Source organism: Kitasatospora sp. NPDC088548 (assembly GCF_044753005.1).
Taxonomy (GTDB): Bacteria; Actinomycetota; Actinomycetes; order Streptomycetales; family Streptomycetaceae; genus Kitasatospora.
Genome location: NZ_JBIVMI010000003.1, coordinates 207514 through 221080, shown reverse-complemented (window position 1 = coordinate 221080; position 13567 = coordinate 207514). Strand labels below are relative to the sequence as shown.

Annotated in this window: 9 protein-coding genes; 3 read left to right on the top strand and 6 right to left on the bottom strand. The window is 76.3% G+C overall.

Going from position 1 to position 13567, the window contains the following annotated elements; all coding sequences use genetic code 11:
• Positions 1-25 precede the first annotated feature (25 nt).
• The 5 genes from ACIP82_RS06395 to ACIP82_RS06375 all read right to left on the bottom strand — a co-directional run bounded on the left by ACIP82_RS06395 (position 26) and on the right by ACIP82_RS06375 (position 9261).
• A complete protein-coding gene (locus tag ACIP82_RS06395) occupies positions 26-1879 on the bottom strand; it encodes an amino acid adenylation domain-containing protein (protein ID WP_400651462.1) in 1854 nt (617 codons plus the stop codon).
• Complete coding sequence (locus ACIP82_RS06390) at positions 1876-3087, bottom strand: acyl-CoA dehydrogenase family protein (protein ID WP_400651460.1); 1212 nt, start codon at positions 3085-3087, stop codon at positions 1876-1878. The genes ACIP82_RS06395 and ACIP82_RS06390 overlap by 4 nt, the downstream gene beginning before the upstream one ends.
• Positions 3084-6245, bottom strand: a complete 3162-nt coding sequence (locus ACIP82_RS06385; RefSeq protein ID WP_400651458.1) for an amino acid adenylation domain-containing protein — start codon at positions 6243-6245, stop codon at positions 3084-3086. Before ACIP82_RS06385 ends, ACIP82_RS06390 begins: the two co-directional genes overlap by 4 nt.
• Before the next feature lie 184 nt (positions 6246-6429).
• Entirely contained in the window at positions 6430-7758 is a 1329-nt protein-coding gene (locus ACIP82_RS06380; protein WP_400651456.1) for a non-ribosomal peptide synthetase, read from the bottom strand.
• 138 nt (positions 7759-7896) lie between these two features.
• Complete coding sequence (locus tag ACIP82_RS06375) at positions 7897-9261, bottom strand: MFS transporter (protein ID WP_363608150.1); 1365 nt, start codon at positions 9259-9261, stop codon at positions 7897-7899.
• Positions 9262-9684: 423 nt separating this feature from the next.
• On the opposite strand from ACIP82_RS06375, the gene ACIP82_RS06370 reads away from it, so the two are divergent.
• From ACIP82_RS06370 to ACIP82_RS06360, 3 genes are all read left to right on the top strand, one after another.
• Positions 9685-10647: a hypothetical protein gene (locus tag ACIP82_RS06370; RefSeq protein WP_400651452.1), complete on the top strand. Its 963-nt coding sequence runs from the start codon at positions 9685-9687 to the stop codon at positions 10645-10647.
• A 69-nt stretch (positions 10648-10716) separates the two neighbouring features.
• Positions 10717-11391 carry a hypothetical protein gene (locus tag ACIP82_RS06365; RefSeq protein ID WP_363608152.1) on the top strand — a complete coding sequence of 225 codons (675 nt, stop codon included), beginning with the start codon at positions 10717-10719 and terminating at the stop codon, positions 11389-11391.
• Positions 11369-12250 (top strand): inositol monophosphatase, encoded by an 882-nt coding sequence (locus tag ACIP82_RS06360; protein WP_363608153.1) that lies wholly within the window; start codon positions 11369-11371, stop codon positions 12248-12250. Before ACIP82_RS06365 ends, ACIP82_RS06360 begins: the two co-directional genes overlap by 23 nt.
• A 37-nt stretch (positions 12251-12287) precedes the next feature.
• Here ACIP82_RS06360 and ACIP82_RS06355 read toward each other — a convergent pair whose 3' ends face one another.
• Positions 12288-13490: an SLC13 family permease gene (locus ACIP82_RS06355; protein ID WP_363608154.1), complete on the bottom strand. Its 1203-nt coding sequence runs from the start codon at positions 13488-13490 to the stop codon at positions 12288-12290.
• Positions 13491-13567: the final 77 nt, after the last annotated feature.

The following is a 13567-nucleotide window of genomic DNA, read 5'->3' as shown; positions in this document are numbered from 1 at the left end:
CGGGGCGCCCTGCTACGGCGTGTGGTCAGGAGGCGGCGACGGCGCTCGGGCGTTTCTCCTCGACCAGCCACCCGACGCCGCGCAGGTCGGGCTGGCGCAGCACCTGGGGGGCGCGCAGCCGGACCTCGTACTCCTCCTCCAGAGCCGCCAGCAGACGGGCGGCGGCGAGCGAATTGCCGCCCGCGTCGAGGAAGTTGTCCAGCGGACCGAGGTCGGGGCGGCCCAGCAGCTCCCGGCAGAGCCGCAGCACGGTCCGCTCGGTGGGCGTGGCACCCTCCCCGGCGGCCCCGGCGCCGCGGGTCTCCTCCTCGGCCGCGAGCAGGGCGGCCCGGTCGACCTTGCCGTTGGCGTCCAGCGGGAATGCGTCGACCACCCGGACGACGGCCGGCACGGCCTGCTCCGGCAGCCAGGCCCGGACCTCCGGCAGCAGCTCGGCACCGGTCGGGCCGCCGGTGCCCAGACCGCCGTCACCCGGCGCCGGCTGGACGAAGGCGACCAGCTGGACCCCGCCCGCCCGGTCCTGCCTGGCCGCGACGACGGCCCGGCGGACCCTGGCGTCACGCTCGAACGCCGCCTCGACCTCGGCGGGTTCGATCCGGACGCCGCTGACCTTGACCTGGTCGTCGAGGCGGCCCAGGAACTCCAGCACGCCGTCCGGCCGCATCAGCACCCGGTCGCCGGTGCGGTAGACGCGGTCGGCGCCCTCCACCCCGTCCGGCGCGGGGACGAAGCGGCGGGCGGTGAGCTCCTCGTCCAGGTAGCCGAGGGAGAGGCAGCGGCCGCCGATCCACAGTTCACCGGAGTGTCCGCGCGGCACCGGCCGGCCCGCCCCGTCGGCGACCAGCAGCACCGCGCCGGGCACCGGCCGGCCGATCGGCGGCGCGCCGGTGCCGTGGTCGGCACCGGGCGCCATGGTGTGCGTGGTGGTGACCACGGTGGCCTCGGCCGGCCCGTACATGTTGTGCACGGTGGCGGTGACGTCCGGGCCGGGGGCGCGGCGCAGCCGGTCGCCGCCGATGCCGAGGTGGCGCAGCGCCAGCCCGGTGGGCCAGGGCCGGTCGAGCACGGGTTCGGCCAGCGGGGTGGGCAGCACGCTGACGGTGATCCCCGCCGAACGCCACCAGTCGGTGAGCGCGCCCCGGTCCCAGCGGACGGCTTCGGGGGCCACGACGAGGGCGGCGCCGGAGGTGAGGGTGGCCCAGAGCTCCTTCACGTGCGGGTCGAAGGCGACGCCGATCAGCAGGCTGTGCCGGTCGCCGGGGCCCAGGCCGGTGAGCTCGCGGTACCAGTGCAGCAGGGAGCCGAGGGAGGGCTCCCCGACGGCGACCGCCTTGGGGGTGCCGGTGGAGCCGGAGGTGAGGACGGCGTAGTGGGTGCCGGCCGGGGCCCCGACCGCGCCGGCCGGGGCCGGGGCGAAGGCGGCGACCACGGTGGGGTCGGCGACCGCCCCGGCGAGCGGGGCGGAGAGCGGGAGGTGCTCGCCCCCGGCGTGGGCGGGCGGCAGCAGCGCCGGGTCGCCGACCAGGCAGGCCAGTCGCAGGTTGCGGGCGACGGCCTGGAGCCGGCGTTCGCCGGGGCGCGGGCCGAGCGGCAGGTGGACGGCGCCGAGCCGGGCGACCGCCAGGGTGACGGCGACCAGCCCCGCCGAGTGGTCCAGGCAGACGCCGACCAGGTCGCCGGGACGCACCCGGTCGCGCAGGGAGTCGGCCAGCGTGTCGGCGAGGCGGTCGAGTTCGGCGTAGCTCCAGGTGCGCGCACCGTCGACGAGCGCCGGGGCGTCCGGGGTCCGGCGGACCCAGTCGGCGAAGAGGCCGAGCACGGCGCCGTCCTGGTGCGGGCGGCCGTACGCGACGCTGGAATCAACCTGATTGTTCGTCATATCGCGCCCTCCGGGCGAGTGGTGGTCGGCCGGCCCAGACCCATGGCCTGCGCGACGATCACCTTCTGGACCTCGGAGGTCCCCTCGATGATCGTCATCATCCGGACGTAGCGGTACAGGAACTCCAGCGGGTGCCCGCGCACCCAGCCGGTGGCGCCGTGCACCTGGAGCGAACGGTCCACCGCGCGGACGGCGGTCTCGGAGGCGGTGAGCTTGGCGAGCGCCGCGTTCTCGGGCGCCTCGGTGCCGTCGTCGACCAGCCGGGCGCAGGCCAGGGTGAGCAGCTTGGCGGCCTCCACCTCGGCCCGGGTGCTCACCAGGTGCTCCTGGACGTGCTGGTAGCTCCCGATCCGTTCGCCGAAGGCCTGCCGTTCCCGGGCGTACTCGACGCCGAGCCGCAGCGCGTACTCGGCGACGCCGTTGCACATCGCGGCGACCACCAGGCGGCCCCGGGAGAGGCTCTCCATGGCGAGGGCCGTGGCGGCGCCGACACCCTCGGCTCCGCCGATCACCGCGTCCATCGGCACCCGGACCCGGTCGAGCGTCAGCTCGAACAGCGGCTCGCCGGACATGCCCTCGTACCGCTGGCCGATCCGCAGTCCCGGCTGGTCCATCGGGAGGGCGAAGGCGGTGGCTCCGGCGGTCGGGCCGGCGCCCCGCCCTAGGTCGGTGGCGGTGACGACGAGGGCGAGGTCGGCGCGGTCGGCGTTGCTGACGAAGGTCTTGCGGCCGTCGATCACCCAGCCGTCGCCGTCGCGGACGGCGGTGGTGGTGAGCCGGAACGCGTCGGATCCGGCGTGCGGTTCGGTGAGGGCCAGGCAGCGGGCCGCCTCGCCCCGCACCAGCGGCAGCAGCCAGCGCTCGATCTGCTCGGGCGTGCCGTGCCGCAGCAGCGGGCTCGGGCCGTCCGAACCGGCCAGCGCGTACGGCGCCAGCGGGCAGCCGCTGCGGCCCGCCGCGTGGTGCAGCAGCACCACGGCCGTGAACGGCATGCCGGAGCCGCCGAGTTCCTCCGGGTAGTCGCCGGCGTAGAAGCCGAGCGCGGCCGAGCGCTTGCGGACGTACGCGCGCAGCTCGGCGGGCGGCTGGTCGGCGGTCTCGGGCAGTTCGGCGGCCAGCGGGACGAGTTCGCGGCGGACGAAGCTCTCGAACGCGTCGACCAGTTCGCGGTGGTCGCGTTCCAGGACGGCGGAGGGTGCGGCGTTCACCGGGCGCCTCCGGTCAGGACGCGGGCCTGGTCGGCGAGGACGGGGTGCTGGAACAGCGTGCGCAGCGCCGGTCGGCCGCCCAGGTGCGGCTCCAGCCAGGCGGCCAGCCGGGCGGCGAGCAGCGAGTGGCCGCCGACCTCGAAGAAGTGCGAGTCGGCGGTGAAGCGGTCGTGGCCGAGCACCTCGCGCCAGGCCTCGGCGACCAGGTGCTGGCCGGGGTCGGCGAAGGCGGTGGCCGTCGGCGCGGTCCGCTCGCCGGGGGCGGGCAGTTCGGCGGCGATCCGGGCGAGGGCGGCCCGGTCGGGCTTGCCGCCGGGCAGGGTCGGCATGGTGTCCAGCGCCGTCCAGACGGCCGGGACGAGCCCGCCGGGCAGCCGCAGCGCGAGGGCGGCATGCAGCGCGGCCTGGTCGGGCTGTTCGGTGCCCTCCAGGAACCCGAGCAGACGGGGGCCGACGTCCTGCCCCTGACTCTGCTCCCGGTCCCGGTCCCGGTCCTGGTCCTGGTCCTGGTGCAGCACCACCGCGCAGGACCGGCCGCCGAGTTCGGCCGAGGCGGCCGCCTCGATCTCCTCCAGCTCGATCCGGTGACCGCGGAGCTTGACCTGGTTGTCCCGGCGGCCGAGGAACCAGAGCCGGCCGGTCAGGTCGCGGTACCCGCGGTCGCCGGTGCGGTACACCCGCTCGCCGCCGAGCGCCGGCACCGCGACGAACCGGGCGTCCGTGAGATCGGGGAGGCCGAGGTAGCCGTCGGCCAGCGCGGCGCCGCCGACCGCCAGCTCGCCGACGCACCCGGCGGGCAGCGGCTGGAGCCCCTCGTCCACGACGTGCACCCGCACGCCCGGCAGCTCGACGCCGAGCGGGATCTCGGCGTCCCCGGCCAGGTCGGCCGCGGTGACCTCGTGCACGGTGGAGGTGACGGTCGCCTCGGTGACGCCGTAGGCGTTCAGCACCGTGGTGGCGGTGCCGTCGGTCAGACCGCGCAGCGCCCGGGCGGGCAGCCGCTCACCGCCCAGCACGAGCAGCCGCGGGGACCACCGCCCGTCCGCCAGCGCCTCCCGCAGGTCCTCCCGGACGGCCAGGAAGTAACTGGTCGGCAGGTTGGCGACGGTGACGCCGCGGGCGGCCAGCACCGCGACCAGCTCCGGCCCGGTCGGCACCTCGCGCTGCGGCAGGACGAGGGTGGCGCCGGCCGCCAGCGAGGGCAGTACCTCCTCCAGCGCCACGTCGAAGGAGGGCCGGGCGAACAGCAGCACCCGGTCGGCGGGGCTCAGCCCGTACCGGCGGGCGAGGGCGGCGACCCAGCCGGCCAGCGCGTCCCGGCCGACCAGCACCGGCTTGGGCACACCGGTCGAGCCCGAGGTGTGGATCAGGTACGCGGCGCCGTCGAGCACCGCGGCCGGCTCCGCCTTCGGGAACGCCGGACCGTCCAGCAGCGCCGGGGTGACGCCCTCGGCGGGCAGGGCGAGCGCGCTCTGCCGGGTGGCCAGGACGAGGGCGGGGCTCAGCCGTTCCAGCAGCAGGCCGAGGCGGGCCGCCGGGTCCTCGGCGGACAGCGGGGCGTACACCGCGCCGTGGCGCAGACAGGCGAGCAGGGCGACCACGCTGTCCACCCCGCGCGGCAGCACGGCGGCCACCGGCTGGCCGGGGGTCACTCCGGCGGCGCTCAGCCGGTCGGCGAGCGCGCCGACCCGGCGGTCGAGGTCGCCGTAGGTGAGCCGCTCGGCGCCGGCGACCAGGGCGAGCGCGGCCGGGTCCTGCGCGGCGGCCGGGTCGAGGACGACGGGGGCGGCGGCCTCGACCACGGGCCCGGCGACGGGGACGGGCCCGGCCGCCAGCTCGGCCAGGGCCGCCTGCGGCCGGTCGAGGTAGCAGCGCAGCAGCTCCAGCAGGCGTTCGGCCAGCAGCCCGGCGGTCTCCTCGCCGAAGAGGTCCGCGTCGTAGTCCCAGACCAGGGTCATCCCGGCGGCGCCGTGCTTCTCGCCGACCACCCGGCGGTCGTCCGGCAGCAGCACCAGGTCCAGGTCGAAGCGGGTGGTGCCGGTGTTGAAGCCCTCGTACAGCGAGACCTCCAGGCCCGGCGCCTGGACATCGGGCAGCGCCGCGTCGTGCGCGCTGAACATCACGCTGAACAGCGGGTTGTCCGCCCCGGTGGTGTGCAGCCCGAGCAGCCGCGTCAGCTCCTGGACCGGCACGTCCTGGTGGGGCAGGGCGCGGAGCAGGACGTCGGTCGCCTCGTCCACCGCCTCGGTGCCGGGCGCGGCCGGGTCCAGCCGCAGCCGCAGCGGCACCGTGTTGACGAACATGCCGACGGTGCCCTCGAAGCCGGGCGGCCGGTTGCCGACGGCGGTGCCGACCACCAGCTCCCGGTGGCCGCTGTGGCGGCGCAGCAGCTCGGCGAAGAGGGTGAGGAGGGTGCTGAACGGCGTGTGGCCGTCCTGCCGGCCGCGGTCGCGCAGCCGCTCGGCCAGGTCGGCGCCGATCGACTGGCGCAGCTGGCCGCCCCGGTGGCGGCGGACCGCCCCCGGGCGGGCCAGCCCGGGCAGGGCCAGGGCGAGCGGGGCGTCCGTCAGCTCGCGGCGCCAGAACTCCAGGCCGCGGGCGCGGTCCCCGTCCCGGGAGCCGTCGGTGCCGGTCCGGACGTGCTCCTCGTAGGAGGGGGCGGCGGGCAGTTCGGCCGGCTCGCCGAGGACGTGCCCGCGGTAGACCGTGAACAGGTCGCGCAGCAGGATCGCGAACGAGTGCCCGTCGTGGACCAGGTGGTGTTCGACGTGGATCAGCCGGTGGTGGTCCTCGCCGAGCCGGACGAGGTGCCAGCGCAGCAGGGGCGCCTGCGTGGTGTCCAGCGGTTCCTCGGCCTCGGCGGCGAGCAGCGCGCGGAAGGCGCCTTCGGGGTCGGCCTCGCCGGAGAGGTCGCTGGTGCGCAGCCGCGGTTCGGTCCGGGCGCCGACCCGCTGGCCGGGCACGCCCTCCGGCCGGGCGACGAGCTCCAGCCGGAGGCCGGGGTGGTGGGCGAGCACGGCGGTGAGCCCGGCGCGCAGCGCGTCGGGGTCGAGCGCGCCCCAGAGGTCGAGGGCGGCGGTGAAGTTGTAGGCGCGGCTGCCCGGCAGCATCTGCTCGTGCAGCCAGACGATCTCCTGCGAGGAGGAGAGAGCGAACATGGACGGTCCCTTGGCTGTGGCGGGTGGGTGTTCGTTCGGGATCGGACGGCGGGCGGGCGTGGTGGACCCGCCCCTCGGGTCGGTGCGGGCGCCGGGGGTGGTGGCGCCGGACACCGGTGGTTCGGGCGGACGGTGGTCGCGGGCGGACGGAGGGTCGGAGGGAGGCGGGCGCGCCCGGGTGGGCTCAGGCGGCGCCCAGGTGGTGGCGGAGCGTGGACAGCAGCGCCTCGAACGCGGCCTCGGCGGCGGCGTCCGGGCAGCGGTCGCGGTCCCAGGCGAGGCGGACCAGCAGGTCGTCCCCGTGCGAGGCCGAGACCGCGAGCGGGGCGGCGAGCGGCCGCCCGGCCAGGTGGGTCTCCCGGCCCGCCGTCCCGGCGAGCACCAGCGGCGGGCGCCGGTCCAGGTCCTCGAAGGTCAGCGCCGCGTCCAGGGCTCCCGTCCAGGGCGCCCCGGCGGACCGGGCGGCGCGCACCAGCTCGTCGAACGGGGTGTCGGCGTGGTCGAGGTCGTCCCACCAGGCGGCGCCGAGCGCGCCGAGGTCGCCGGCCGTTCCGGCGGCGGCCGGGTGCACCAGGGTGTTCAGGAAGCAGCCGAGGACCGGCGGCGCACCGGGCAGACGGCCGCCCCACGGGTAGCCGAGCGCGAGCGCGCGGTCCGGGCGGAACGCCCGGTGCGCGGCGACCGAGACGGCGTCCAGCAGGGCGGGGAAGAGCGCGGCGCGGGCCGCGCCGGTCACGGCGGGCAGCCGGTGGACGACCATGCCGGTGGGGCGCGGCGCCGCGCCGCAGGGCGCCGGGCCGCCGCTCAGTCCGCCGAGCCGGGCGGCCCAGTGGGCGTGCGCGGCGGGGCTCGCGGCGGCGGCCTCGGCGGCCAGCTGGAGCTCCACCGCCTCCCGGTAGGCGGCCAGGCCGTCGGCGGCCGGCCCCGGCCCGGACAGCCGCCCGTCCTCCGCGGTCTCCGTGGCCGCTGTGGCCGCTGTGACCGCCGCGCCGTCCGCCGTGTAGGCCGCGCCGAGTTCCGCCGTGGCGAGGCCGAGCGACTGTTCGTCACAGACCGCGTGGTCCAGCGCGAGCGCCAGCAGTTCCTCGTCGTCGTCCGGCCCGGCCGCGAGCAGCAGGCGCAGCGCCGGCCCGTCGGCCGGCCAGTCGAGCAGGGCGCGGCGCAGTGCCTCCCGCGCCGTGTCGCCGGGCCCGACCGTCACCCGGGCCACCTCGACGGACGGCTCGCCGAGCCGCAGCACGGGTGTGCCGCGGACGGTCGCGAAGCCGCCGCGAAGCGCCGGGTGGCGGGACGCCAGCCGGGTGGCGGCACGGCGCAGCCGGGGCAGGTCCACGGCGCCGCGCGGATAGCCGAAGAACAGCGGCACGACGTCCGGGCGGCCCTGCGGGTCGAGCCGGCGGGAGATCAGGAAGCGGCGCTGGGCTCCGGTGAGCGGAAGCAGGCCGGCCGGCCCGCCGGAGGCGGCGACGGACCGGTACCGGGCGAGGTAGGCGGCGGTGATGCTGGGCTGCACGGAAGGGTGCCCGCTTTCGGTTCGAGGCGTGTCGGGGCGTGTAAAGGCGTGTCGGGGCGGCCACCGGGCCGTCCGGCGGCACGCGGCCGGTCGGAGTCGGCGGGCGGGCGGGTCAGCGGATGTGGCCGGTGAACGTGGTCAGTGGGCAGGTCCCGCCCCGTCGGCGCCGGTCGCCGGCCCGGCCACGGTCTCGGCCACCGGCCCGGTCTCGGGCCCGGCCGCCCCGGAATCCGCCGGCCCCGCCCCGTCCGCCCCACCGGTCGGCAGCTCCCGCAGGCCGCGCAGCGGCGACAGCAGCAGCGGCACCGGGACGGCCAGGAACCCGACGGCGCAGACCCAGAGGGCCGTCCGCGGTCCGGCCGCGGCGGCGACGGCGCCCCCGGCCAGGGCGCCCAGCGGCAGGGTGCCCCAGACCAGGAAGCGCATGGTGGCGTTCATCCGGCCGAGCAGCTCGGGCGGGCAGACGCTCTGGCGGAAGCTCACCTGGGCGACGTTGTAGACCACCGCGCCGAACAGCACCACCCCCGAGCCCAGCCCGAACAGCACCGCCCCCGCTCCCCCGCCGGACAGCGGCCAGAGCATCGCGAACGGCGCCGTGGCAACCGCCGAGAGCCAGATCAGCCGGGCCTGGCCGACCCGCCCGGCCAGCCACCCCGCGCACAGCGCGCCGGCCAGGCCGCCGACGGCCGAGACCGAGAGCAGCGCGCCGATGGCGGCGGGCGAGAGCTCCAGCACCCTGACCCAGAAGACGGTCTGAACGGCCATCAGCACGGCGCCGAAGAGGTTGGAGACGGCGGTGGCGGTGGCGATCGCCCGCAGCAGCGGGTGCCGCAGCACGAACCGGACGCCTTCGGCGACCTCCGCGCGCAGCGACCGCCCGGGCACCGGCCGGGGCGCGGGTTCCTCGGTCCGGATACCGGACAGCAGCACCGCCGAGGCCAGGTAGCCGACCGCGTCCGCGGCGATCGCGAGCGGCGCGCCGAGCAGCTGGACCAGCCCGCCGCCCAGTCCTGGGCCGGCCACCTGGGCGGAGGAGCGGACGGTCTCGATCGCCCCGTTGCCGCCGACCAGGTGCTCGCGCGGGAGCAGCGCGGGCAGGAAGGACTGGTGGGCCACGTCGAAGAAGACCGTGGCCACCCCGGTGACCAGGGCAACCAGGTAGAGCTGGGTCATCGTCAGCACGCCGAGCGCGGCGGCCGCCGGGATCGACCCGACGGCGAGGCAGCGCACCACGTCCGCGCGGATCAGTACGGGCCGTTTGCGCGTCCGGTCGAGCCAGGCGCCCGCGGGCAGGCCGACCAGCAGGAAGGCGGCGGTCTCGGCGGCGGTCAGCAGACCGACCTGGAACGGTGTGGCGTCCAGCTCCAGGACCGCGGCCAGTGGGAGCGCGACCAGGGTCACCTGGCTGCCCACCTGGGCGGCGGCGGCGCCGGAGAGCAGGAGGCGGAAGTCGCGGTGGCCCAGCAGGCGGTCCCGTGCCGGACGACGAGGAATGTCGTTCATCAGTACGACTCTCGGTGACGGATCCGATACGGAGCAACCGGCGGGAATGTTTCCGGACGCCTCCCGGAACGGCCGGATCGCGCCACCGTCCCCAGCTGCCCCAGGGGTCGCCTCCGCCCCAGCCGCCCCACCGGGGCCGGTCCGCGCCGCCGGGACCAGCAAGGTCATGACTTGGCAAAGGAAACGGCCCGACGCCCAACAGCGGGTCCGATATTCGGACATTCGTGTTCACGCCACCGGACACACTCCCGCAACTTGGCCGGATCCGGTGAATCCCTGACGGAGCATCACCCTCCGTTGGCGCTGCCGTGATACCGGCGCACGCCCGCGCGAGCGCCCCCGGCCGCATCCCGAACGTGCGGCTGTCTGGCCGTCAACTGCCTCCCCGACCTACCATGTTGGTGGTCGGAGGAGGTGGCGCCGGTGGCACGCGGAGACGGGGAGCCCGGACGGCGACTGGAGGCCGCGATCGCCTGGGCGCTCAGGAACTCGGACGGTGTGATCGCCTTCTGCGGCGCCCTGGTCGTCGGACTCCTCGACATGCTCGGGGGCGCCATCGACGACAACGTCGTCTCCGGGGCCACCCTGCTGGTGCTGGCGGCGGTGGTCTACGGATCGCTGGCCGAGCGCAAGCGGCGGATCACCGACATCCGGGAGGCGACGGCCGGCGCCAGGCAGGCGCTGGACAGCCTGGCCTCGGTGCGCGAGCTGGCCGGCGTGGACCTCGAACGGGCCCTGGAGCTGGCGCGACAGGACACCGACCGCTGGGTGTTCAAGGGCGGCACCGGCACCTACCTGCGGGCCGTCACCCTGCCCGAGTGCGTGCGCGAGGCGCAGCGCAGGCGCCGTTCCCTCACCGTCAAGATCGACATCGTGCACCCCGGAGACGAGCGGGCCTGCGCCTCCTACGCGCGGTTCCGGCAGACCTTCGGCCACCGGCCGGAGGTCCTGCCCGCCGACGGCTGGAGCGTGGAGCGCACCCGCAAGGAGTCGTACGCCACGGTGTTCGCCGCGTGCTGGTACCGGCAGCGGCTCGACACCCTGGAGATCGACGTCCACCTCTCCGCCGTCGTCCCGACGCTGCGCTTCGACCTCTCCGCCTCGTGCCTGATCATCACCCAGGACGATCCGCGCCGGGTCAGCCTGTACGTGGAGCGCGGCCGTCCCCTGTACGACTACTACCTCACCGAGCTGCACCACTACCGGGAGCAGGCCGTCAAGCTCGACCTGCGGGACACCGAGCCGCTCAGCGACGACCCGACCGTCGACGAGGCCCGGCGCCTCTTCGAGCAGCTCCGGCTCCCGCTCCCCGCGGCCTTCGCCGACCGGGACGTCAGCGACATCATCGACCGGGCGCTGCGCGCGGAGAACCCCTACCGCAGGTAGGGCTTGTCTGACAATTCCCGCCGCGCCGCGAACTGTCGGACAAGCCCCAGCCCTCGAAGGCAGGAGACGATGGAGGACCTCTTCACCACGCTCGACCGGGCCACCGGCCGCGACCGGGCGGCCCCCGGACTGGAGGGGCTGGTCCGCGGGATCCTGGCGGACGTCGCCTCGGGGGCGCTGGCCCTGCGCGCGGTGGCCCACCCGCTCGGGTTCTACTGCCTGCCGGTCCTGCGCGAGGGGGCGCACGGGGTGTGCGTGCACGTCTTCGGCCGCGCCCCGCAGGACCCGCGCCGGGCCGCCGACCCCCAGCAGATCCACTGCCACAGCTGGGAGTTGACGAGCAGCGTGCTCTACGGCCGGGTCGGCAACCTGCGGATCGGGGTGTTCGACGAGCCGCGGCGGCCGACGCACCGCGCGTTCGAGGTGCACAGCGCGGCGGGGACGGACGAGATCCGGCCCACCCCCCGGCTGGTGCGCTGGGAGCCCGGCGAGGAGCGGACCAGCGCGCGCGGCGAGACGTACACGCTGCCGGCGGGTGACTTCCACGCGACCCTGTTGCCGGGCGGCGCACCGGCCGCCACCCTGCTCCTGGGGCGGTCCGTGCCCGGGCCGGTGGACATCGTCCTGGGGCCGGTCGACGGCCCCGCCCACCGGGTGGTGCGCCGGCTCTGCAGCGTCGCCCAGACGGTTCGAATCGCCGGCGAGACAGCCAGGAGGATCAGTGAACACGCTCCGGCCGAATGACCCCGCACCCGATCTCTCGTTCGAGTGCCGGATCGCGGTGAAGGCCGCCGAGGAGGCCGGCACGCTGCTGCGGCGCCGCTTCCGGCGGGACTTCGGCGTCCGGCCGAAGGGCGCGGACGGCGATGTGGTCACCGAACTCGACCTGCTGGCCGAGGCCCTGGTCACCCGGCGGCTCGCCGAGTCCTTCCCCGACGACCTGATCGTCGCCGAGGAGGGCGGCCGGACCGACGGACGGAAGGAAGGCCCGCCCTCCGGCCGGACCTGGCTGGTGGACCCGCTCGACGGGAGCAACAACGTGGTGATCGGTCTGCCCGCCTATGTGGTGGGCATCGCGCTCTGCGTCGACGACCTGCCCGTCCTCGGCGTCGTCCACGACCCGGTGGCCGGTCGGACCTGGCGGGCGGTGCGCGGCGGCGGCGCGTTCGGCCCGGGCGGGCCGCTTCGGCCGGCGGCCGGTCCGGTCGCCGCGCCCAGACCGCTGCTCGGCTGGACCCAGGGGCACGGGGTGCCGGCCGGCGATCCGGTGGTCCGGTCACTGAAGGCGGAGCTGGAGACGGGCTCGCGGCGGCTGCTCCAGCTCTGGGCACCGCTCCTCACCTGGTCGATGCTGGCCCGCGGGGACATCGACGGTTTCGTCGGCTACCGGGCGGAGGAGATCGACCTGCCCGCCGGATACCTGCTCGCGGCGGAGGCCGGCCTGGTGGTCCTGGGGCTGGACGGCACCGGGTTCAGCCCCCGGATCGGGCAGCCGGAGACCGCGCGCAGCTTCGTCGCGGGGCGGCCCGAGGTGATCCCGTACCTGCTGGACCTGGTGGCCCGCACGGCCGCCCCGGACCAGAACCGACCGGACCAGGGCTGACCGGAGCAGGGCCGACCGGAGCCGCCGGGCCGCGAGGTCAGTTGGCGACGGCGAGAGCGCCGGTCGCCAGCAGCACCGCGCCGGCCGCCAGCACCGCGCCGGTCCCGGCCACGCTCCGCAGCGGCACCCGCAGGCCGTGCGCGCGGCACCGCTCGTACCAGAGCAGGGTCGCGAGGGAGGCCCACGGCGCCACCAGCGGACCGACGTTGGTCCCGATCAGCAGCGCCAGCAGCTGCTGGTGGTTGCCGGCCGGGACGGCGGCCTCCCCGGCCAGGTACACCGGCAGGTTGTTGAGCAGGTTGGCCAGGCCCGCGCCGACCGCCGAGGCCCGGAACATCCCGACCACCCCGCCGTCCGTCCCGATCGCCCCGGCCAGCACCCGGTGCAGCCCGTGCGCGTCCACCGTCTGCACCACCAGGAACATCCCCGGCACCATCACCAGCAGCCGCCACGGCACCAGGGAGGTCCGCAGCGCCGCCGGCCGCCGCACCGCGAAGGCCAGCACCGCGACGGCCGCGGCCACCCCCGAGGCCGCCCAGAGCGGGAGGTCGGCCAGCAGGGTCGACAGCAGGAAGCCCGCGCAGGCCAGCCCGCAGATCCCGAACAGCACCCGGTCCGCCGGCCGGTGGGCCGGCGGCGGCAGGTAGTCGGCCGCGCCCCGGCGGCCGCGCCGCCAGTAGAACAGCCAGAGGCAGACCATGGTGACCAGGACGGAGGCCAGTTGCGGCGCCCACATCACCCGGGCCAGCCCGGACGGCGACAGCGCGACCCGCTCGGCCGCCAGCAGGTTGGTCAGGTTCGACACCGGCAGCAGCAGGCTCGCGGTGTTGGCCAGCCAGACCGTGGTCATCGCCAGGGGCAGCGGCGCGATCCCCACCCGGGACGCCAGGGCCAGCATCACCGGGGTCAGCAGGACGGCCGTGGTGTCCAGGTTGAGGGTGACGGTGGTGACGGCGGCGAAGGCCACACAGAGCAGGAACAGCAGCGGATAGCTGCCCCGGCCGGCCCGCGCCACGCCCGCCGCCACGACGTCGAACACCTCGGCGGCACTGGTGAGTTCGGCGAGCACGATGACCGTGCCGAGAAAGGCCAGCAGCGGCGCGATCCGGGAGAGCGCCGACCCGGCCGCCGCGGTCGGGAGCAGGCCGGTGGCGAGGCAGAGCAACCCGCAGGCGAGCAGCCCCGCGGCCACCCAGTCCAGCGGATGAAGGCGTCTGACGGCAACGGGGTAGGCGAACACGGGGGTCAGGGTCGCACACGAGCGGACATTGGTCGAGAGCGCCGAACCTGGTGTAAGGGCGGCCGATTGGTCATAGT